Below are 22,737 nucleotides of genomic sequence, written 5' to 3'. Positions count from 1 at the left end.
TATGACAAATTTAAACTGTTAAAGGTATCAAAATCAGACAAAAGCGACCCTGAACTTCCACCCACTCTTTCAAAAAATATTTTATTAGCAAAACAAACTTATCTAAAAAAAGGGTTAACCAGTGAATATATTAAACTGTGCTATGAAGCATATTCCAAACAAATTATTTCTTACGAAAAATTATCTGAAACACTTTTAGCGAATGATGATTCTGTTGAAGATATTTTATCCCTATTTCATTTAAAAACACATGTTTAATGAAATAAACTATGCTTCTTTTTTTACAATAAACATAACTGACAGTTGCTCTATTCAAAATATTATTGCATCAAATCGCATCTTTCGAGCATCATTACTGGCAAAATGCTACTTTTCAATAACAAGATACGTTGAATACGAAAGTATTTACAAAAAAAGGAAGAGTTCAAAATCCGGTGAGCAAGAATTAATAAAAAAGATACAAAAAGCAATTTCAGAAAATAGTATTAAGGTATGTGACATAACAATTGATGACTTAAATGACCGTCTCATAGCAGATAACAGGAAAAGACTTGGGATGGGAGAAATTTCTTCAATTGCTTTTGCTAAAAGGACTGGATTAGGTTTTTTGACAGACGATAAGCCAGCAAAAAAGTTCGCCTTGAAATCATTGGAAGCATCTAAGGTACAATCCTCAATTCATTTAGTTGGGTGGTTATTTTATTTCAGGCATCTTGTAGATACGGATATTGATTTAATTATCAGAGAACACACTTATCATAATAGACATTTCGGCGAGCACTATCGTAAAGCATATGAAAAAGCTATGCAATATAGATTAACCTCCCCCCCTCGTTCTGAAACATAAAACAAATTTATTAGGTTCTCACTACAATTATTACTTCGGGGCGTGGAATTATAAAATATATCTTGAAACTGTTACTTTAAAGTTACCATCATTGCTTAATCTAAATAAAAGCATTAACTTAAGACCTGAATATTCCAGCGTATTTAGCGCTTGACCTTCAAACGCTAATAAGGATTTTTTATCATCGACATAATCTTTATTGCCAACTTTAATTTCTGCTAATACTTGGTCAGATACCATCAAATCAGCAAAGTGCCGAACTTTTTTCCTATTAATTAAACCCTCCCTTAAAGGTCTGGGAAAGAATTCTTCAGTAACAGTATGTATATTACGTTCTATCAGTAATGCTGCTAAATCATCTCTGAACAGATTATGTAAGTCAAATGATAGGTTTTTTAAGCCTTTCCGTTTATACCCATTAGCAACATAAAATGCTGCTCGAATAATTTGCTCAGTCAACCCAGAATGAGGATAGTCTTTTGAATCATAGTCCATTGTTAAATTATAGATTAATTCCCATCTTTGAGGAACATTATCAGTCTGCTATAATAAAAACGCTGATAGATTCTGCATGATTTGTGGAACCAATGGAGAATTAAATAGTAATTTGATAAGGTTTTTTTAATAGTAACTGACGGAAAAAATTTTCTGAGAAGCAGTAATTATCCGTGATTCAGCAATATCCTTATCAGTGTTTGCTGCGGTGGTGGAACTGGTAGACACGCTAGCTTGAGGGGCTAGTGCCTCACGGTGTAAGAGTTCGAGTCTCTTCCGCAGCACCAGGTTTGGCTTCGCGAGATGCAGTGGCAAGAGCACGCGAAGCCAGCTACGGGGTAGTCTTTGAGCAAACCGGACAAGTTGATTGTTTTAAAGCTTTGCTTGCCTGGCAGGCCAGGTTTCTCCGTAACAATAATTAATAAATTTTAATTTGCCATAATTGGCGGAACTTTTCTAAAATAGATTTGTATAAAAAGGTATAATGAAACGATATTTTCTATTATTATTAATGTTATTTATTTTCAGCTCCCTAACCATGGCTGTTTCGAAAATTGACCTGGGCCTTAATCTTGGCGGAATGGCGCCTGATAGCGATGCGTTAACACAGCAGACTTTCGGCAAGGATTTTTATTGGCAGGGCGTTTTGGGCCTTATGGATGAAAGTGGCTGGGAAGTGCGCGCCAACTTGGGCAGCTACGCTGATATAAGTCATAACCCCGCTGACCTGGGAACAAATTTAAGAATCAATGTTCGTCCGCTTACAGCTTCTTTACTTTATCACTTTTCTACCGCTGCCTTAATTGAACCTTATCTGGGCGGCGGAGTCGGCGGTTATTTTTACAGCGTTGAGGATGATATTTACGGCAACCTGGAATCAGGCTTTAAATTTGGCTATCACATGCTGGGGGGTATTAAGTTTAATATTGCCGATAATTTTTATGTAAACCTGGAGTATAGCAAACACTTCATCCCTCCTATTTTTTTTAATAATGCCAACAATTTTAACAGCTCGGTTTTAACTCTGGGTATGGGGTTCGATATACCCTTAAATAACAGACAATCAGCTGGTAATTCTCATTATAGATATACAAGCCATGAGGAAGATTTGCTGGTTCAGATCCAGCAATTGACCAAAGAAATCCAGGAAATGAAAAATAAGCGTGACCAACTGGAAGAACAGATTGATGATTTTTATGATAACAACGAACTGGATGAAAGCAGCAAAGAATTTGTTAAAGAGTATCGCAAAATAAGACATCTGGAAAGCAAAGTAAAGGATCTGGACAGGCAAATATCGGACGCGCAGAATGATTTAAGCAACTTGCAGCAGGAATGGAGAAACGAGCACGCCGATAATGTCCCGGTGGAAGAACGGATTGTTTATTTGCAGCGCAATTACGCTTATTCACCTTACGGCTTACATATATGGCACGGATATTTTATTCATAATGACGGACCATACAGATACCGATACTACAACAATCCGTCCCCTGTAATAATAAATAATCCGGCACCGCCTACCATAGAAGAAAAAAAGCAGTACGTGGAAAAGAAAAAAGAACGGCTAAATGACCTGAAGAACAGAAAAGCCCGATAATAATTTCCAAAGGGTGTCAGAGCGCTCTGGGTCCCTACATATATTAATCCCTCCGGCCTCTGCATTTTAAACATGTAGTTTTTCTGGTGCATCCTTCGTCTCATATATATTAAAGATATTGATCCTCCAAATAATAAAAAAATTGGATGTTTGGTTGCGCCGAAACAGGGAATACTATAAAAAAATACCTTAAAAGGGGGAAATTATGCATTTATCTGAAATAAAAAATAAGTTTTATATGGGGAGAAGACTGTTAAATGTGCCACCAATGGGTAGCAGCCAAACAAGTCCCGATAAAATATATCCTGGCAAAATAGTTCCTGGTTCAAATAGTGACGACCCAGGGAAAAAAGGTGGCCTTGAACAAATTTTAAAGGTTCTTGCAGACAAGAATCGAAATCAATTAGGTGTAGATGCAGAACAGAAACTAGGAAAATTAACCCAGAGAATATATAACGAACTTAATGGGTTTTTACAAGAAAGGAATCGGATATCCTTAGATAATTTAAAGTTAACAGATCCGGCACATATAACAGCCTTAAAAATGGCTGTGGATGATGTTCTCAATAAAAATTTTAATGCGAATTTTAACAAGACAGAGCAAGAACAAATAGGACAACTGGCAGAAAAACTTAAAGATCAAAAGCAAACAGCCGGTTTACCCCTACTGTTTTTTGGAATTGTATTAGCAGGAGCCGTCGGCATCCCGGCAGCTGTTTATATAAAAAACGCTTTTGATGGTTTTAACCAAGCAATTAATGAAAAAATAAATCCTAATAAAAAACCTGATCAACCGACATTAAGAAATTAAGTTTTTTAAGGGAAAAGAACGTTTTTCCCACGATAATTTTATATGCGAAATAAAATTATCTCCCTGAAATTAAAAATAGAAAAAGCTTTATTCTCGGCTATCGATCGCTATACCCAAAGCAACATAAAAGTTTTTAATAACATTGACGAAGCTCTGGAAAATATTCGATTCGATGAACTTGGCTGTCCGGAAAACTTATATTACATCCGCAGCGCCAATATCTGGATATTTGGAAATCACAGCTGGTTTTATCCGTTATTCAAGCTTATGCAATATCTGGGATCTATAGCTGCGGAAAATAATGTGATTATCAACTTTGACCAACACAAAGATTTTTATTTATACCACGAGGAAGTAGACTTCAGCCGCTGGGGCAGCATTCCGGAAACATGTTTTTCTCAAAAGCCGGTAGGTTTCATGAACCGGGTTTTAAAGCATTACCATGAGAATATAGGCAAAACGTCTTTTTTATTTCCGCTGATCTGGGATGGTTCGTTAAACACTTATGTATGGCGGGATGGAGGTCATCGTCTTTTTAAGAAGGATGAATATGAGGAATTGAAATTTGTGTTAAATCCCAGACTAGGATTCTACATGCCTCCAGCCACCGCTATTTGGCCCAAAAATCGTAAGGAGGCAGGGATAAAAACTGTTAATTCTTATGAATTAAGAAACAGTCCAGAGCGTAACCTGCTGTATTTTAAAGCGAATTTTAATTATGTTCATACCGTAGATCTGGATTATTTTTTTAGAGGAAGTTTTCCCAAGGGTTGGAATAAAGTTATTTATGAAGGTCGGGTTAAATCTTTCAGACAGGATCTGAGGATTATTGAAAATAATGAAGGTTTATATCCACAGGCTGTTTTTATAGCCACCACACCTGACCCTGTTTATGTTAACGGTCAATTGATCCCCGGGGTTGCTCATAATGTGCTGAATAACTTCAGGTTTCTTGAGCAAACACAAGAATTTAAGCATTTAAAAGTTTCTGCATATTAAGATATAATCCGAAAAATTATGATGCCGCGCAATATTAAACTCGGTAAATGTTTGATCTTTGTTTTTTTACTTGGCGCCCTGTTTTTTTTGCAAGCCTGTAACAAACAACAAAAACAAACAATAAATATAATTAAAACATTTCCTTTAAAAGCCGGGAACAGCTGGCAATATGAAATATTCACTACAGCCAATAAATGTGTGGGCTATATGGATTGGGAGCTGTCCTATTACGCTACCAAAGACCCGAAATTCAAACAATCTTACAAGCTGAATATAGTCTATAAAAATGAACAAAAAATCACTACCGATTTACAAGTGATAATTCTGAAAAATGATGAAGGGAATGTAAATTATTACGCTCCGCAACAAATTTCAACCAATTTCCAGCTATTTCTGGCTCCTTATCCTCTTAGAGCAGGAAAGACCTGGGAACTGAATAATCGTCTGGAAAAATATCAGGTACTAAGTTTAGAAAATATTCATACTCCCGCAGGTACATTCTTGTGCGCAAAAATCAGATATGGTTCCAATATTGGCCGGGCTCCGGAAGCCTCGGTATATTATCTGGGCGAAACCGGCTTGATAAAGCTTGTGACCCGTGATAAATCATACATTTTATACAATTATCGACTGAAGTCTTCACACAATTGAATTAAGACAATTATTATTGTATTCTAATAAATAATGATGTTTAAGAGTTTAAAATCAAATTTTATTGTAACTACGGGCTGCATAGTCATTATTTTTATTGCCTGCACAATAGCCTTTATGAATGTTGTGCTTATGAAGCGTATTGATGAACGTATCAACAATTTATATAAAGCTACGCATATCATTCAATCGATTCTGGAGATCAGGAACCTGGAAAAAGATTTTATTATTAATAAGGATTTGCGTTACAGAGAACAGCTGATGACACTCAGGAATACCACAAAGAAAATTCTTGTTCAGCTAACTGGTAAATTTTCCAAGGCAAAACATGAAGAAAATTTAAGAACTATAAATAAAGAACTGGACAATTATTTTATTAATTTTGACGAATATGCCAAGTCTACCGAACAACAGATAGAGCTGGATGCTGCTATGGTTGAAACTGCCCGAACTCTGGACAGAGAAGTTAAAGATATTCGTACAGAACTGGATACCGGCAAAACAGAAGCGGATAGGTTAAAGAAGAATAATGATCTGAACCAACTGCTTATTTATTATCTGGAAGCCCGAAGACATGAAAAAAATTATATCCTGAGACACGATTCTTTATATATTGAGCGTGTTATGAACAATATACAGCTTATGTTTTCTCTTTCCGATAGTTTAAAAGGTCAATTTCAGGGACAATTTTATAAAGAAAAAATGAATGATGTTGTTCATCAGATTGAAGATTATAAAAATTCATTTGATAAGTATCTGGCCATAGATGAGCTGAAGAAAAAAAATGAAACAAAAATGGTACAGACAGCGTCAAATATCCAAAGGATAGCTTATGAAACAATCCTTGAGGAAAAGAATTTAATGACCAATGAAATGATGAGAGCAAAGTTGTTAATTCAATTTTTAACCGCAGTAGTAATTTTATCCGGAGTATTGATAATATCTTCGTTCGAATAAAAACATAAAAATCCGTGTTTGTATTGAATGAACTAAAGCGTATAAGTATACTACAAGTATAGTGAGAATTGCTCGCGGGGGATTTTTATGTTCAAGTCATTCAAATTAAACAATAAAACAGGTTTTGGCTATGGTTATTACGCTGTTGATATTGATAACAGGAGTTACAGAGATGGCCATAAATGGTTTAAGAGCATAAAATTATGACAAATTCTGAAATTCTTACTTTACTTAACGAGACTTTTACTTTAGCTGAATGTGCCACGGATGAAACCCTATTCCCGATCATTTGCAGACAGCTACGTAAATTTGTAAAAGCGTGTTTCACAATAATTGCTGTAAGAGATAAGGGGAATTTTTTTACTATAAAAAACCAGGATAGGGAACCCTGGTTTGATGCTCCCGAAAATTTTAATTCTTTTTTGCTAACGGAAACAAGCATTGAGGATTTACAAAATAACAGAATTAAGATGTGTGATAGTCAGGACGAGGTAATTACCTGTTTGATACCACCTGAACTTATAAACTCAAATAAAAACAGTGGAAATGATCAATACTACCGGTTTTCGTTTGTAATTGAGGGTAATATTTACGCGGTAGCGACAGTTTGTTTTGAACAAGGCAATACAATTCCAGATATTTTTATGGTAAAAAGTTTTCTAAATCTTACTGGTTTGTTTATTCAAAGACTTAGTGAAAAAACAAAATTAATTAAAAATGAAGAAAAGTACCGTTATGTTGTAGAAACTATAAAAGATGTAATAATTACGGTTACTCCGGAAGGAATAATTGAATACTGCAGCTCTTCAATGAGAGAGTTCGGGGGGTATATATCCGAAGAAGAAATAGGGCAGCCTGTTTCCAAATATTTCGCTAATAAACTGGAACTTTTTATGATGCTTGGTTTATTAAAAAAAACAAACATGGACCAGCAGTCATCCACGATTGAATTTCTTTTTCAGGCCAAAAGCAAAGAACCGTTTTATGTGGAAGTAAACACGCAACCCATAGTTAAGGATAATAAAATTATTAGTATTCAATGTATGCTGCGAGATACCAGCGAACGCAGAAAAGCAGAAGAAGCCCTGATCAGAAGCGAAGTAAAATATCGTTCGCTGATTGAAAATATTGTTGTGGGAATTTTCAGGATTTCTTTAGAAGCGGATAAACAAAACCTGCAGTTGAATTCTGCCATGGTTAAATTGTTCGGTTATGATTCACTAAAAGAAATGGCGGAAATACCTCTAACCAGTCATTTTATTAATGATAGTGAAAGGCAGGCTTTTATTAATGAAATAAAAGATAAAGGTAATGTTAAAGATAAAGTACTGTATTTGAGAAAGAAGGACTCCACACCGTTTTGGGTCTCCTGTTCAGCCAAGGTAAGTTATGACGAGAATAATGAAATAAAATGGATAGATGGTGTAATGCAGGATAATACGGAACGTATGAATGCAATGGTTGCTTTAAAAGAAAGCGAAGAGAAATTTAGAGCTATAACCTCATCAGCCAAGGATGCGATCATTATTATTGATCCTGAAGAAAAGATTGAATACTGGAATGATGCCGCAGAAAAAATGTTCGGCTATAAAGAAAAAGAAATGATCGGCCAGAGTTTACATAAAATTCTTTTATTGGATGATATGCACAAAAATTATCTTGCCACTTTTTTGGGTGACGGAGTTTCGTCGGATCATTACTCTGAAGGCAAGACTTTCGAAGTGCTGGCCTCCAGAGCAGACAGCCATTTGTTACCTGTTGAGATTTCGTTGTCTTTGGCTAATATCAAGGACAAAAAACATGGCGCCGGGTTTATAAGGGATATAAGTGAAAGAAAACGTGTTGAAGCGGAAATAAAACAGCACAAAGATCATTTGGAAGACCTAGTGGTAGCCAGAACCACAGCTCTACTGGAAATGAACGAGCAGCTCACCGCGTCCAAAGAAAAAGCCGAAACCGCCAGTACGGCCAAGAGCGAATTTTTAGCAAACATGTCACACGAGATAAGAACTCCTATTAATGGAATTATCGGTTTGTCCGGTTTGCTTCTGGATTCAAATTTATCCGAAGAACAGTTGGATCAGGTTCAGATGATAAGTTTTTCAGCGGATTCCCTACTGAATTTGATTAATGATATTTTGGATTTTTCCAAAATCGAAGCCGGTCAGATGAACCTGGAAAACATTGCTTACGATTTGCGGTTCATCATTGAATTCACTATTGAGTCTTTAAAATATTTGGCCAAGGAAAAGAATTTATCCTTAACCTTCAATATAGACGAAAATATTCCCAAATATCTGATTAGTGATCCTGAACGTTTAAAACAAATTATTTTAAATTTGTGCTATAACGCTATAAAATTCACTGAAACAGGTGGAGTTGTTCTTAATTGTCAGGTAGAGGACAGGCCCTCTCCGGATGAGATTATGCTCCATTTTTCCATATCCGACACCGGAATAGGTATAGCTCCTGACAAGACAGAATTGATATTTGAAAGTTTCAGGCAATCGGATAGTTCCGTAACAAGAAAATATGGCGGGACAGGTCTGGGCCTTACAATTTGTCAGCGTCTTACTCAAATTATGGGCGGAAATATTTGGGTAGAAAGCACCCTTGGTGTGGGCAGTACCTTCCATTTTACTATAAAGTGCCGCGTCCCTGATGAGGAACAAATGAAACAAATTGATGCCGAAAAAAACAAATCAGCCGATAGTACTGTCATGAATAAAAAAATCCACATTTTATTAGTTGAAGACCATCCGATAAATCAGAAAATGGGCATGAAAATGCTGGAAAAGAACGGATATCTGGTTTCTCTGGCCCCTAATGGTGTGGAAGCCGTAGATCTTTGCAGAGAAAAGAATTATGACATAGTCCTTATGGATGTGCAGATGCCTGTCATGGATGGTGTCAAAGCCACACAGATAATCCGGGAATATGAGAAACAAACCGGACAGCATGTGCCTATTATTGCCGTAACAGCTAATGCCATGAAGGGTGACAGGGAAAAATATCTGGAAGCGGGCATGGACGATTATATTGCCAAACCTATACGTCGGGAAGATCTCTATCGTATAATTGATCGCTATGTGCATAAAACAGATATACATCAGGACAATAAATTGCAAATTCTGGTAGCTGAAAATTTTGAGCCGGACCAGGAAGCAGTCAAATCTGCTTTATCTTCAGAAGCTTGTGAATTGTTCCTGGTAGATAATGGGATAACTGCTCTGGAATCGTTAAATGCTAAAAAATATGATCTGGTACTAATGGATACGGACATGCCGGGTATGGACGGATTTACTGCAACAACTCAGATCAGGGAGAAGAATAAAGATATTCCTGTTTTGTGCCTGATGTACCAACCTGATGATAATTTGAAAAAGCGGTGTCAGGAATCCGGCATGAACGGCTATGTGGAAAAACCTATACAAAAAGACGCTCTTATAGCAGAGATAAATAAATACGTTAAACTTAACTCTACCGGCCAGGAAAACTCTAAACCTGAGAAAACAGACGCTGATAAACTAACCCTGGATTATGAAAAAGCTTTAAGTGAATTTGATAACGATAAAGAGTTTTTAATAGATCTGATAAAAAATTTTATTGAGATTACCTATCAGCAAGCCGATAAAATCAAGGTTGGACTGGACACCAATAATTATCAGTTGATAAAGGAAAATGCCCATTCGATAAAAGGCGGGGCAGCGAACTTGTGTGCTACGAACCTGTCCAAAGCAGCTGCCAATCTGGAACAAATGGCAAAAAACAGTAAAATAGAAAATGGCTTGGAAAATTTTCATAATCTTGTACAATATATAAAAGAGTTGGGAAATTATTATAAAAGGGTGATTAATTAATGAAAGTAATGGTAGTGGATGATGAAGTAGTAAGCCGCAAAAAGCTGGCCAAGATTGTCGAAGAACTGGGTATAATTCATGAGTTTGATCGTGGCGATGTTGCCCTTGTTGCCTTTGAAAAGGCTTTGAAAGAAAAACAACCATATCAGTTGATAACATTGGATATTTCCATGCCAGATATGGACGGCCTTGATGTGTTGAACAGGATACGTCAGCTGGAGGTAGACTATAAAGTTGCTCCTGATAAACAGACTAAAGTAGTAATGGTTACTTCTCATGACGAACGAGACAGCATATTGGCAGCGCTGTCTGAAAAGTGTTCAGACTATATAGTAAAACCTTTTAATAAAGAATTTATTATGGAACGTTTCAGAAGAATCGGCGTCATCTAAAAATCGCCTGTCGTTTACGCTTTGATTTCTAAAAATAAATTATAATAGAAGGTTTAGTTTCATAATATATACTCAGAATTATTTATCAGCAAAAGCTTCATTCCAAGACTTACAAAAGCCGGATTACCTTTTTTCCCCTGCAAAGACTGACTCGCATTCCAGGTTGAAGGAATGATAAACATTAGGAATCTTTGTTTAAATAATTTCTAATAAATAACCATGACAGTAGACGGGCAAAGTTAAAACTTATAGAATTGACGCTGGTATGCAGTTAAAAATAAAACAGACAATTACTTTTGAGGTCCTGATAAAAGAGCTGGAAATTCTTGGCTATCACAGGGTCCCTTTAGTTCTCAATCCTGGCGATTACTCAGTTAGAGGAAGCATTATAGATATTTTCCCGGCCAATCAAAATTTACCCCTAAGACTGGAATTTTTTGATGAGGTTATCGAAGATATTCGTGCGTTTGAGCCAAGTACGCAAAAATCTATCAGTAAAATCAGAGACACCGCGATTGAACATGTTACGGAAGATCAACCCTATAAGCCGCATACAATACCTCATGAAATATTGTTTGACCTGAATATCGGCGATTTTGTGGTCCACGTTAATCATGGGATTGGAATATATCAGGGATTGGAACGTTTGAAGATTCATGAGTTTGAAGCCGAATATGCCGTGGTAGTGTATCAGGAAAATGACAAAATTTTTATTCCCATTGAGCAGCTTACCCGTATTTATAAATATACGGGCGGTGTCACCCCGGTTGTTAATTCACTAAGAGACAACAAATGGCATCAGACAAAAAATAAGGTTAAAAAAGCTGTAAAAAATGTAGCCAGAGATTTATTTTATTTATATAAATCCAGAAAAATAAAAAATGGGTTTAATTTTTTTGAAGACACAGAATATGATTTGGAATTGGAAAAGAGTTTTCCTTTTAAAGAGACCGAAGACCAGAAAAAAGCCATTGATGATGTAAAGCGGGATATGGAATCCTTGAAAGCCATGGACAGGCTTATTTGCGGCGATGTAGGTTTCGGCAAGACCGAAGTAGTGATCAGGGCAGCCTTTAAAGCTGTAATGAGCCATAAACAGGTTGCCATCCTTACTCCGACCACTTTGCTGTCCAAACAACACTTCAAGGTTTTTACCGACCGTTTAACACGTTTCGGGGTTAGTGTGGAGTATTTAAACAGGTTTAAAACCAGAAAACAACAAAAGCAGATAATAGACAATTTGAATAAAGGAACTGTTGATATTGTCATCGGCACTCATAGAATATTACAAAAAGACATCGTCTTTAAAGACCTGGGACTTTTAATTATTGATGAGGAACAGCGGTTCGGAGTAATGCATAAAGAAAGAATCAAACAACTTCGGGCCAATATTGACGTACTTACAGTCTCTGCTACTCCTTTACCGCGAACATTATATTTATCCATTTCAGGTATTCGTGATATTAGTGTAATCAACACTCCTCCCTTAAAACGTCTACCGATAATCACTGAAGTGCATGTTTTTGATATTGAATTTATAAAAAGCAAAATTCAATTTGAAATCAAAAGGGGAGGCCAGGTTTTCTTTTTGCATAACCGGGTTTATGATATTATTCATCTGCAAAACAGACTGGCACATGTCCTGCCTGGTGTTGGAATAAGAGTTGGGCATGGTCAAATGCATGCCAGAGAACTGGAAGATATTATGGTGGATTTTTATGACAACAAGTTTCAGGTACTTTTATCAACAACAATCATTGAAAATGGTCTGGATATTCCCAATGTGCATACGATTTTTATTAATAATGCCGACAAATTCGGTCTGGCACAGTTGCATCAGTTAAGGGGAAGGGTGGGCAGAGACGATACTCAGTCTTATGCTCATTTGCTTTATAAAGACGAAGCAGTTCTAACCACGGAGGTTCAAAGCCGTTTTGAGGCTCTGATTAATTATTCAACACTCGGGTCAGGCTATGATATCGCGCTTAGAGACTTGGAACTGCGTGGCATAGGGAATATTCTGGGCGTTGAGCAAAGTGGTTACATGGAAGCAGTAGGATTTGAACTTTATATGCATTTATTAAACGAAGCCATAGCCAGGGAGAAAGGAGAAAGCCCGGGAAGTGAGCGGGTTATTCCTTTGTCCGTAAAAACTCAGGCATATATACCGGAGGAATATATTCCGGATATGAATATCCGTTTATCTTTATATAAACGTATGGCAGAGTTTAAAACCGTAGAGGATGTTAAAGCTTTTACCCGGGAATTTCTTGACAGGTTCGGACCGCTGCCTGAAAATTTGCAGGATATGCTTTTCATTATTTCCCGGGAATTGGGAAAAAAAGAACGCGAGTCTTAACATGGAAATAATAACGAGTTTACAAAATGAAAAATTGAAAACTTTGCAACGAATGCATAAGAAGCAGTGGCGTGATGAATCCGGATTGTTTTTGATTGAGGGGAAAAAGGAAATCAGCTTTGCGCTTCGCAATAATTTTGCTTTGCAGAGTTTGTGGGTTACAGAAAAACAAGTCAGCGCAAGCGACGAACTGCTGAAATTTTTAAAAAAGGAAATTCCGGTCTATCAAATAACTCAGGAACTTTTCGCGAAAATTGGCTACAGGGAGAAAACAGAAGGGATTATCGCTGTGGCGGTTAAGAAAAATCATGCACTGGCAGGATTGGATATTAAGCCGCATGAGCCCGGTCTGGTATTAATCGGGGATAATCTGGAGAAACCAGGAAATCTTGGTACATTATTCAGAATTGCCGATGGCTCCGGTGCGGCTGCGGTTTTTTTGACCAATCAGAAAACAGATGTGTATAATCCGAATGTTACCCGTAATAGCGTGGGGACAGTATTTACAGTTCCTTTTTATTTGACTGATATAAGTTCTGCACGAACCTGGCTGCAAAAACATAATTTTAAAATATTTATTACAACACCTGTTGCCAGCAAAGTTTTTTGGGATATTGATTTGCATACCAATGTTGCATTGATCCTGGGAAACGAACACAGCGGAGTTTCTGACGGGTGGTTAGAAGTAATAAGTGAAAAGATTAGGATACCCATGCTTGGTCAAAACGATTCCTTAAATTTGAGTGTAAGCGCGGGAATATTATGTTACGAATGGCTGAGGCAAAATCAGAACTATGTTGAAAAATAAAAAAGGGTTCAGCATCTTAATAGTACTGATTGTTATTTTTGTATTAACCGGCATACTTTTATACAGGCTGGAACTTGTAACTTTACAGAAAAAACAAAATAGTCTTTTAAAGCAGAAATTAATTAATGAGGTTAAACAATACAACTCTAAATATTAAGCGAAGTTTTCGTCTTCATCTGTATTTTTTGTTTTCGTTTTTTTAAATACCTCTTTACAATTCAAGTCGCTGCATACAAGCTCGCTTATCTGTTCCACAACATGTTGAAGAACCTGTGCCTGTGCCGACAACTCTTCTGCCGAAGCAGCTTCTTCTTCCGAGCTGGCTGCATTGGCCTGAGTTACTTTGTCGATCGTGGATATGGCGGTGTTAATTTCTTTTATGCCCGCATTTTGTTGTTTGGAAAGCTGAGTTATACGGTCAACAAAGGTGGTAACTTCATTGCTTTTATCATGGATTTCTTTAAGTATTTCTGCAACTTCCTTGGAATTTTTTACTCCCATATCTGTTTTGTTTTTACTGGTCTCAATCATGTTGGCAATCTCTCGTGCGGCATTGGCGCTTCTTTGCGCCAGATTCCGAACTTCATTGGCAACAACCGAGAAACCTTTGCCTGCTTCTCCGGCTCTGGCTGCTTCAACGGCTGCGTTCAATGAAAGAATATTGGTCTGAAAGGAAATATCATCGATAATTTTGATTATCTTGGAAATTTCATCCGAAGAAGTTTGAATTTCAGCTACAGCCATAGCCATTTGTTCCATAGACTGGTTCCCTTTGGAAGCAATTGTACTTACTTCGTGGGTTAGATCATTGGCCTTATCCGCTTCGTCGGAATTTTTTTGAGTGAGATCAGCCAATTCTTTTAAAGAAGCTGTTGTTTCTTCGAGCGATGTGGCCTGGTCATTAGCTCCCTGAGCCAGGGCCTGACTGGACTGGGAAATATAGCTTATAGCATTGGTGATCTGGAAAGTTGTTTCAGATAATTTCTGGATTACTTTTTTCAGGTTCAAAACCACATTTACAAACAAGTAAACACTTATGAAAATGGCAATTATTATTGCAATTAAACTTATTATATTCATGGCAATTTTTGTATTTCTGGTATTGTTTGCAATATTTGCAGAAACCTCATCATCCTTTTTTTGGGCTAAATTAATCGCTTCTTTGAACATTCCCTTTAATTTGTCGAGGTTGGGTACGGTTTGACTGGCAAAAACACTTTTCGCTTCATCAAGTGAAGCCGCCTTCTTTATGGCAATTACGGATTCATGTAATTGTTTGTGCGGCTCTTCCATATTCCCGAGGATTGGTTTAAGTTCGGGAATGAACTTTTCGGTATCAGTGAGGTTATCAGAGTAAAACCATTTACCAAAGGCGCACAAATGATAATCTGTTTGGACATCCAGGTTGGCAACATCGTTATTAACCAATGATGTTTCCACTGCGTTAACCCAACTCAGATGATCACTTAAACGCTGTATCAGCGTTAACTGTAAATGATTAACATGGTCCATATTTGCAAGACCTTTTCTAAGACTTCTTGAGCTTACAGCTGAAATAACAATGATGAAAAGCAGAATAACAATCAGTATTCCGGTGCCGATAATTATTTTTTTTCCTAAATCCAGATTGATCATACACTATTCCCCCTTAGAGATTATAGTATTCCCCACATTAATTATTTCAATTAAACATTATAAAAAGTAAATTGGCAATAATTTACAAAAATCATCAGACATTTGGTCAGTTGGCGACTCAGGATTACCATTAATTGACAGTTTATGTTCGGATACATATAATAATTTTACCGGTTTATCCATGAAAATTGATATCAAAAATATATTAAAAGAAGTTGGCCTGGAAGAGTCTTTTGAGTATATCGAAAACTCACTGGGTGATATTGCGGAAGATGCTGAACTGGCTGCTCCGGTGGCAATAAACGTAACACTAATTAATACAGGACTTGGACTGCTAGCCAGAGGAACGGCTTCGACTATTATAAATTTTACCTGCTCCATATGTTTGAAACGTTTCAAAAAAGAGTTTGCCATTTCTTTTGAAGAACGTTTCGTGGCACAAAAATCCAGACAACCAATAGACAAGCCTGATTACGTTGTTACAGAAGAAGACACTTATTTCACATACAGTAACGATCACGAGATAGATTTAAGGGAAATGATAAGGGAAATACTTATTTTAAATTTGCCAATTGCACCAAAATGTGATATTAATTGCAGGGTTAAAAATAAGAACATAACAAAAATAATCGATCCTAGATTACAAGTATTGAAAAACTTAAAAGCGGAGGTTAGTAATGTCAACGCAAAAGAAAAAAAGAACTCAGGCAAAAAGAGATCAAAGAAGAGCTCACTGGAAAGTCAGTCTGCCTGAAATTACGGCTTGTCCTAATTGCGGAGCATTGGTACAGCCGTACCATGTTTGTTCTGCCTGCGGTCAATACAAAGGCAAACAGATTATACAGCTTAAAGAAGAATCTAAATCAAAGTCAAAAAGCAAATAAAATCTCATGAGAATTGTTATTGATGCAATGGGAGGAGATTTCGCTCCTCAGCATGAAGTGCTGGGTGTCATTGAGGCACTCAAAAAAGACAGCGAAATAGAAATTACCCTGGTTGGTAAAAAAGATATTCTGGAAAAAGAACTGGCCAAATATGGCAAGTATTCACGAATAAATATTCTCCAGGCATCTGAGGTTGTTTCCATGCACGATTCCCCAACTCAGGCTTTGCGCGAAAAAAAAGATTCATCTCTGAATGTTGCTGTACAACTGTTAAAGGAAGGTAAAGCAGATGCTTTGGTTTCGGCAGGTAATACTGGAGCTGTGCTGGCTACTTCTATTTTTACTCTGGGTCGTATAAAAAATGTTGAACGGCCGGCAATTGTTGCTGTTTTCCCAACCTTGAGAAAACCGTTGGTTATACTGGACATCGGTGCCAATGTTGATTGCAAGCCCAAACATCTTTTACAGTTCGCGGTTATGGGTGAAGTTTTTTCAGAAAAAGTTCTGGGCGTTAAAAATCCCGCTGTGCGCATCTTGAATATCGGTGAAGAAGAAGAAAAAGGTAATGAGTTAACGACCGAGGCCTATAAACTTATAAAAACAACAAATATCCTCAACTTTCAAGGCAATCTTGAACCCAAACATTTATTGGATGGAGAGACTGATGTGGTAGTATGTGACGGATTTATCGGCAACGTGCTTTTAAAATTCGGTGAATGTGCAACCAGTACTATTTTTAAAATGATCAAAGAAGGTGTAAAGAAGAATATGCTGGCTACAATCGGGGCTATATTTATGCTTCCGGTTTTCAAAGCCCTGAGAAAAAAAGTAGATTATGATGAATTCGGAGGCACATTGCTGCTGGGTGTAAAAAAGGTAGTTATTATCGCGCATGGTTCGGCAAGCCCTAAAGCAATCTGTAATGCCATCATGGAAGCAAAAAAAGTAAAGGAAAATAAAGTCATAGAACGCATAGAAGAAAAGCTGGCCGCCAATCTGGAGGAGTCAAAAAACAATGACAAATAAACAAAGATCAATAGGAATAATAGGAACAGGCAGCGCTGTCCCCCAACAAGTTTATAAAAATGATGATTTTGTTAAACTGGGTTTGGATACAAGCGACGAATGGATATTTGACAGAACAGGAATTAAACAGCGTTATATAAGTAAAAATGAATCGGCTTCGGACTTGGCTATTATGGCAGCCGAAAAAGCCATTAAATCTTCCGGAGTAAGTCCGAGTGCTATAGATTGCATTGTTGTAGCGACAACCACACCGGATTACCCTTTGTTCCCTTCTGTTGCCTGTTTGGTCCAAAATGCTTTGGGCCTGGAGAATGTGCCTGCGTTTGATATTAGTGCGGCATGCACAGGTTTTATTTATGCCCTGGATGTGGCTGTGGGACTTATGCGAAACAGTAATTACAAAAATGTTCTGGTTATTGGCGCAGATACATTGAGCAAATATTGCAACTGGAAAGATCGTTCGGTTGTTATTCTCTTTGGCGATGGTGCCGGAGCTGTAGTCCTTGGCGATGTTATGTCCGGTTCCGGGATATTATCTTCCAAATTAGGGGCGCAAGGTAAAGATTATAACAAATTGATAGTCCCGATCGGAGGCTCCAGAACCCCGCTGACTAAAGAGAATGTTGAGTCTGACCAGCGCTATATACAAATGGAAGGTAAAGCGATATATAAATTTGCCGTCAATATCATTATCAATATTATTGAGGAAGCTTTACAGAAAGCGAAATTAAAAAAAGAAGACATCTGTTTTTTCATCCCGCATCAGGCAAATAAAAGGATCATCGATTATGCCAGAGATAAGTTGGGATTGTCGTCAGAACAGGTCTATGTTAATATTGACCGTTATGGCAATACGTCAGCGGCATCCATCCCCATAGCCATTGACGAAACCTCTAGAAAAGGTTTATTAAAAAAAGGGGATATTTTGGTGACGGTAGGGTTCGGTGCCGGCCTGACCTATGGGACCAACGTAATAAAGTGGTCAAAATAATTAGCTATAAGGAGGAAATGAAGTGGATTATTTTTTAACAGATGAACAGAAAATGATCGTGGAATTAGCTAAAAAAATTACTGATGAGCAGATCGTACCCAATCGTGCCAAACTGGACGAAGAAGAAATATTTCCCATTGATATATTAAAAAAGATAGCGGAAGCTGATCTGTACGGCCTTTATATACCTCAGGAATATGGAGGATATGGCGGTGGAGTAATGGATTTTATTCTGGCTGTGGAAGAATTCAGCAAAGGCTGCATAGGTGTGTCAGTGTCATTTGCTGCCAATGCTCTGGGTTGTTATCCGATTTTAGCTTTCGGTACTGAGGAACAGAAAAAGAAATATCTGCCCGATATAGCAGCTGGCAGAAAACAGGCTGCTTTTGGGTTAACAGAAGCCAATGCAGGTTCAGACGCGGCCGGTATTCAGACAACAGCCGTAAAAGATGGAAATTATTATATATTAAACGGGACCAAACAATGGATAACTAACGGCGGAGAGGCTGATACTTACACGGTGCTGGCCATGACCGACAAGTCGAAGGGTGCCAGAGGCGCTTCAGCTTTTATTCTGGAAAAAGGCATGAAAGGATTTTCTTTCGGCAAAAAAGAAAAAAAACTGGGTATTCGCTGTTCAGCTACCAGAGAACTTGTTTTTCAGGATGTAAAGGTACCCAAAGAAAATTTGCTGGCTAAAGAAGGCATGGGTTTTATTATTGCTATGAAAAATCTTGATCATTCCCGTCCAGGTATTGCGGCTCAGGGCGTGGGACTTGCCGAAGGCGCTGTAGACGCAGCTGTAAAATACGCCAGAGAACGCGTTCAGTTCGGCAAACCAATAGCAGCACAGCCGGTAGTCCAGCACATGCTGGCCGACATGGCTACCAAGACAGAAGCTGCCAGAGCGCTTTTATATGCTACATCTCGACATATTGATGGCGGAGCGAAAGATATTTCCAAAGAGTCTGCCATGTCCAAGCTCTTTGCAACAGATATTTGTATGGAGGTTGTAACCGATGCTTTACAGGTATTTGGTGGTTATGGTTACATGCGGGAATATCCGATCGAAAAAATGTTCAGGGATGCCAAAATACTTCAAATTTATGAAGGTACCAATCAGATACAGCGTAATGTAATCGGCCTGCAGCTTATTAAGGAAAGTGCCTCCAGGGACAAAGCTTAAGGAGAGACATTTATGAATATTGTCGTTTGTATCAAGCAGGTTCCGGATACGAATGAAGTTAAGATTAATCCGGAAACCAACACCTTAATTCGTTCGGGAGTACCCTCCATTATTAATCCTTTTGATGAAAATGCCATCGAAGAAGGTCTCAGGCTTAAGGATAAAAACGGTGGCAAAGTAACCGTCGTCAGCATGGGGCCACCTCAGGTAGAAACCGCTCTCAGGGATGCGTTGGCACTGGGAGTAGATGATGTAATACTGGTGACAGACAGGGCTTTCGCTGGAGCTGATACTTTGGCAACTTCCTATACGTTAGGTCGCACAATAGAAAAATTTGTTCCGGACTATGACATTATAATATTCGGGAAACAAGCTATTGATGGAGATACTGCTCAGGTAGGGCCAGGAGTCGCTGAGTATCTGGGAATACCGGAAATGATTTATGTTGTAAATATAGAAAAGACTGAAAATAACACAATATCTCTTAAGCGTGAGCTGGAAGACGGCTTTGAAGTTGCTCAGTCCAAACTCCCGGCAGTTATTACAGTTCTTAAAAGTATAAATACTCCTCGTTATCCTTCCCTAAAAGGAAAGATGAAAGCAAAAACCGCTGTTATTAAGACTGTTTCTGCTAAAGATATTGAAGCTGATGAAAATCGTATTGGACTAAAAGGTTCTCCAACCTGGGTATCTAGAATTTTTACACCCCCACCCAAAGGGAATAGCCAGATTATCACTGATGAGGATGGTAACTCGGCAGTGTTTATTAAAAACAAACTCAAAGAATTAACAATTATATAAAGGTGGATTATGACCAAACAAATTACAGTAATTAAGGATAAATGCAAAGGTTGTAATTTATGTTTCAAGGCTTGCGGTTTTGGCGCAATTACCATAAAGGACAAGCTGGCCTACATTGATCTGGCCAAGTGTACATATTGCGGGGCTTGCGAACCTGCATGCAAATTTAAGGCAATAGAAATAAAAGTGGACGACCTGGATCGTACAGGTTTTAGTGATTATAGTGGCGTTTGGGTTTATGGAGAAAATAAAGATGGCAATATAGCCGAAGTTGTTTTTGAGCTGATCGGAGAAGGCAGAAAACTGGCTGACATCCGTAAGCAGGAGTTGTCTGTAATTCTTATCGGTCAGGGAACCGAGAAATTGGCTGAGGAACTTTCTTTTTATCCGGTAGATAATGTGTATATTTTTGACAATAAAAAGTTGCCAAATTATGAAACTGCAAGTTTTACCAAGGTTTTAAAGGAAGCTATAGAGAAATACAAACCGGAAACAATTCTTTTCGGTGCTACATCTGAGGGACGTGCAGTGGCACCTCGTCTTGCGGCCCGCATTCAGACCGGTTTAACCGCCGATTGCACAGGGCTGGGTATAAATGATGATGGCGACTTGCTGCAAACCAGACCGGCTTTCGGCGGTAATATCATGGCTACTATTTTGTGCCGTAAACGGCCGCAAATGGCCACTGTAAGACCGCATGTTATGCTAAAAGCCGATAAGTTTAAAGCTAAAAAGAATATTAAAAAAATAACACTTGGTACAGCGATAAATGATTCCGATATTCTAGTAAAATGTTTGGAATTTATTAAAGAAACCAAAGAAAATGTTAATCTGGCTGAAGCGGATATTATTGTTTCTGCCGGAAGAGGCATACAAAATGCTGACAACCTGAAACTTGTCAGAGAACTTGCCGATGCGCTTGGTGGAGTTGTAGGTGCTTCCAGATCTGTAGTGGACGCCGGCTGGATAGAACACTTTCATCAGGTAGGTCAAACCGGAAAAACTGTACATCCCAAGCTTTATATAGCGTGTGGGATATCCGGCGCAATTCAGCATTTGGCAGGGATGTCCTCATCTGATTTGATAATTGCCATAAATAAAGACCCGGATGCACCTATTTTTAAAGTTGCCGATTACGGTATAGTCGGCGATGTGCTCAAGGTGGTTCCGGCCTTAATAAAGGAATTAAAAAGATAATCATGGGTAAAACAGCTTTTGTTTTTCCTGGGCAGGGTTCTCAATTTGTGGGCATGGCCAGGGAATGGTTTGATTCTTATCCTGATGAATTGAAACCACTGCAGAATACTGTGATCAAGGTATTCGGCGAGAAACTTTTTAAACTTATGTGGGAAGGTCCGGAAGCTGAATTGGCTATTACGACAAATACCCAGCCGGCTTTATATATTGCCTCTGCTGCTGTAAGTGTGCTGGCTAAATCAAAGAATATGAAACCGGATTATGTAGCCGGGCATAGCCTTGGAGAATATTCAGCGGTATTTTTTGCTGATGGTTTTGATTTTGAAACAGGCTTGCGCATTGTTCAGAAGAGAAGCCAGTTAATGGAAAAAGCCATGCCTGCCGGGACCGGTTCCATGGCCGCAGTATTGGGGTTATCCATGAATAAAATTGAAAGTATTTGTAAAAAAATATCGGGAGTAGTAGAAATCGCCAATTATAATAACGACGCACAGATTATTATATCCGGTGAAAAAAAGGCAGTACTGGAGGCGATGGAAGCCTTAAAAGTAGCAGGTGCCAAGCGAGTCATGGAGCTTAACGTAAGCGGACCGTTCCATAGTTCTTTAATGAAACCTGCGGCAGAGGAATTTGGCAAAATACTTGCTTCATTTTCCATATCCAACGCCAGGATACCGCTTATAACCAATGTTACGGCAAGAGAAGAAATTAGCGCCTCTGACATAAAAATGAACTTGGTAAAACAATTATTTTCTCCTGTTTTGTGGGTACAAACTATAAAATATTTGCTTGATAAAAATGTTGATACCTTTGTAGAATTAGGAACAGGTAAAGTATTAACCGGATTGATTAAAAGAATAAGCGGGGACGTCAAGATTTTCAATGTTGAAAAACCACAGGATTTATCAGCCTTAAACTGGTTGTGTTAAAGTAACGAGGAGGTATTTATGCATTTAAAAGGAAAAGTCGCGATTGTTACAGGCGGTTCCAGAGGAATAGGCAAGGCTATCGCTATGAACTTAGCCGGTCACGGCGCAAATATCGCCATACTGGATATGATGTTGAATGAAACCATAGATGAACTGAAAGCTAAAGGGGTGAAGGCCATTGGTATTCAAACCAATGTTACTCAACCGGATTCAGTAAACACTGCTATAGATAAAGTCCTGCAGGAACTGGGCAGCATAGACATAGTGGTTAATAATGCCGGAATAACCAAAGATAATCTGGTTATGCGT

At 38.1% G+C, this 22,737-nt stretch carries 23 protein-coding genes and 1 tRNA gene; 22 read left to right on the top strand and 2 right to left on the bottom strand.

Features of this window, described 5'->3' with window-relative positions:
* Together PHV30_07680 and PHV30_07675 are read left to right on the top strand one after the other, a co-directional pair.
* Positions 1-258: hypothetical protein (locus PHV30_07680; GenBank protein MDD5456895.1), on the top strand; the 258-nt coding region annotated here is incomplete at its 5' end.
* Positions 251-847 (top strand): hypothetical protein, encoded by a 597-nt coding sequence (locus PHV30_07675; GenBank protein ID MDD5456894.1) that lies wholly within the window; start codon positions 251-253, stop codon positions 845-847. The genes PHV30_07680 and PHV30_07675, both read left to right, overlap by 8 nt.
* 48 nt (positions 848-895) lie before the next feature.
* Here the strand turns inward: PHV30_07675 and PHV30_07670 are convergent, their stop codons facing one another.
* The gene (locus tag PHV30_07670) at positions 896-1,342 is read right to left on the bottom strand and encodes a hypothetical protein (GenBank protein ID MDD5456893.1); all 447 of its coding nucleotides are present in this window, start codon (positions 1,340-1,342) and stop codon (positions 896-898) included.
* A 202-nt stretch (positions 1,343-1,544) separates the two neighbouring features.
* Here PHV30_07670 and PHV30_07665 point away from each other — a divergent pair.
* The 11 genes from PHV30_07665 (at position 1,545) to PHV30_07615 (ending at position 13,936) form a co-directional block, all read left to right on the top strand.
* Positions 1,545-1,629 (top strand) — tRNA-Leu (locus PHV30_07665).
* Positions 1,630-1,826: 197 nt separating this feature from the next.
* Positions 1,827-2,942: an outer membrane beta-barrel protein gene (locus PHV30_07660; protein MDD5456892.1), complete on the top strand. Its 1,116-nt coding sequence runs from the start codon at positions 1,827-1,829 to the stop codon at positions 2,940-2,942.
* A gap of 205 nt (positions 2,943-3,147) precedes the next feature.
* On the top strand, positions 3,148-3,753 hold the full coding sequence (locus tag PHV30_07655) for a hypothetical protein (GenBank protein MDD5456891.1): 606 nt from the start codon (positions 3,148-3,150) through the stop codon (positions 3,751-3,753).
* Between the two features lie 42 nt (positions 3,754-3,795).
* Positions 3,796-4,752 carry a hypothetical protein gene (locus PHV30_07650; GenBank protein MDD5456890.1) on the top strand — a complete coding sequence of 319 codons (957 nt, stop codon included), beginning with the start codon at positions 3,796-3,798 and terminating at the stop codon, positions 4,750-4,752.
* Positions 4,753-4,770: 18 nt separating this feature from the next.
* The gene (locus tag PHV30_07645) at positions 4,771-5,403 is read left to right on the top strand and encodes a hypothetical protein (protein ID MDD5456889.1); all 633 of its coding nucleotides are present in this window, start codon (positions 4,771-4,773) and stop codon (positions 5,401-5,403) included.
* A gap of 36 nt (positions 5,404-5,439) precedes the next feature.
* A complete protein-coding gene (locus PHV30_07640) occupies positions 5,440-6,360 on the top strand; it encodes a hypothetical protein (protein MDD5456888.1) in 921 nt (306 codons plus the stop codon).
* A 203-nt stretch (positions 6,361-6,563) separates the two neighbouring features.
* Complete coding sequence (locus tag PHV30_07635; protein MDD5456887.1) at positions 6,564-10,220, top strand: response regulator; 3,657 nt, start codon at positions 6,564-6,566, stop codon at positions 10,218-10,220.
* Positions 10,220-10,612 (top strand): response regulator, encoded by a 393-nt coding sequence (locus PHV30_07630; GenBank protein MDD5456886.1) that lies wholly within the window; start codon positions 10,220-10,222, stop codon positions 10,610-10,612. The genes PHV30_07635 and PHV30_07630 overlap by 1 nt, the downstream gene beginning before the upstream one ends.
* Before the next feature lie 265 nt (positions 10,613-10,877).
* Entirely contained in the window at positions 10,878-12,971 is a 2,094-nt protein-coding gene (mfd, locus tag PHV30_07625) for a transcription-repair coupling factor (protein MDD5456885.1), read from the top strand.
* Position 12,972: 1 nt separating this feature from the next.
* Positions 12,973-13,779 (top strand): RNA methyltransferase, encoded by an 807-nt coding sequence (locus tag PHV30_07620; protein ID MDD5456884.1) that lies wholly within the window; start codon positions 12,973-12,975, stop codon positions 13,777-13,779.
* The gene (locus PHV30_07615; GenBank protein ID MDD5456883.1) at positions 13,766-13,936 is read left to right on the top strand and encodes a hypothetical protein; all 171 of its coding nucleotides are present in this window, start codon (positions 13,766-13,768) and stop codon (positions 13,934-13,936) included. The genes PHV30_07620 and PHV30_07615 overlap by 14 nt, the downstream gene beginning before the upstream one ends.
* On the opposite strand, the gene PHV30_07610 is transcribed toward PHV30_07615, so the two are convergent.
* Positions 13,933-15,414 carry a methyl-accepting chemotaxis protein gene (locus PHV30_07610; GenBank protein ID MDD5456882.1) on the bottom strand — a complete coding sequence of 494 codons (1,482 nt, stop codon included), beginning with the start codon at positions 15,412-15,414 and terminating at the stop codon, positions 13,933-13,935. The two genes, PHV30_07615 and PHV30_07610, sit on opposite strands and share 4 nt — an antisense overlap.
* Before the next feature lie 181 nt (positions 15,415-15,595).
* On the opposite strand from PHV30_07610, the gene PHV30_07605 reads away from it, so the two are divergent.
* The 9 genes from PHV30_07605 to PHV30_07565 form a co-directional block, all read left to right on the top strand.
* The gene (locus PHV30_07605; protein MDD5456881.1) at positions 15,596-16,168 is read left to right on the top strand and encodes a DUF177 domain-containing protein; all 573 of its coding nucleotides are present in this window, start codon (positions 15,596-15,598) and stop codon (positions 16,166-16,168) included.
* Positions 16,092-16,298, top strand: a complete 207-nt coding sequence (gene rpmF / locus PHV30_07600) for a 50S ribosomal protein L32 (GenBank protein ID MDD5456880.1) — start codon at positions 16,092-16,094, stop codon at positions 16,296-16,298. Before PHV30_07605 ends, rpmF begins: the two co-directional genes overlap by 77 nt.
* A 6-nt stretch (positions 16,299-16,304) precedes the next feature.
* Positions 16,305-17,324 (top strand): phosphate acyltransferase PlsX, encoded by a 1,020-nt coding sequence (plsX, locus tag PHV30_07595; GenBank protein MDD5456879.1) that lies wholly within the window; start codon positions 16,305-16,307, stop codon positions 17,322-17,324.
* Positions 17,314-18,315: a ketoacyl-ACP synthase III gene (locus tag PHV30_07590; GenBank protein ID MDD5456878.1), complete on the top strand. Its 1,002-nt coding sequence runs from the start codon at positions 17,314-17,316 to the stop codon at positions 18,313-18,315. The genes plsX and PHV30_07590 overlap by 11 nt, the downstream gene beginning before the upstream one ends.
* A 22-nt stretch (positions 18,316-18,337) precedes the next feature.
* The gene (locus tag PHV30_07585) at positions 18,338-19,501 is read left to right on the top strand and encodes an acyl-CoA dehydrogenase family protein (protein MDD5456877.1); all 1,164 of its coding nucleotides are present in this window, start codon (positions 18,338-18,340) and stop codon (positions 19,499-19,501) included.
* A gap of 12 nt (positions 19,502-19,513) precedes the next feature.
* Complete coding sequence (locus tag PHV30_07580; protein MDD5456876.1) at positions 19,514-20,302, top strand: electron transfer flavoprotein subunit beta/FixA family protein; 789 nt, start codon at positions 19,514-19,516, stop codon at positions 20,300-20,302.
* Positions 20,303-20,311: 9 nt separating this feature from the next.
* Positions 20,312-21,499 carry an electron transfer flavoprotein subunit alpha gene (locus tag PHV30_07575; protein MDD5456875.1) on the top strand — a complete coding sequence of 396 codons (1,188 nt, stop codon included), beginning with the start codon at positions 20,312-20,314 and terminating at the stop codon, positions 21,497-21,499.
* A gap of 2 nt (positions 21,500-21,501) precedes the next feature.
* Positions 21,502-22,428, top strand: coding sequence for an ACP S-malonyltransferase (gene fabD / locus PHV30_07570; GenBank protein MDD5456874.1), 927 nt, complete (start codon positions 21,502-21,504; stop codon positions 22,426-22,428).
* An 18-nt stretch (positions 22,429-22,446) separates the two neighbouring features.
* On the top strand, positions 22,447-22,737 hold a 291-nt coding region (locus PHV30_07565; GenBank protein ID MDD5456873.1), incomplete at its 3' end, for an SDR family NAD(P)-dependent oxidoreductase.

The sequence above is a fragment of the Candidatus Margulisiibacteriota bacterium genome, assembly GCA_028715625.1.
In the GTDB taxonomy this organism is placed as follows: domain Bacteria; phylum Margulisbacteria; class Riflemargulisbacteria; order GWF2-35-9; family GWF2-35-9; genus JAQURL01.
The sequence above is the reverse complement of the archived record's forward strand: the minus strand, read 5'-3'. Positions and strand labels throughout refer to the sequence as shown.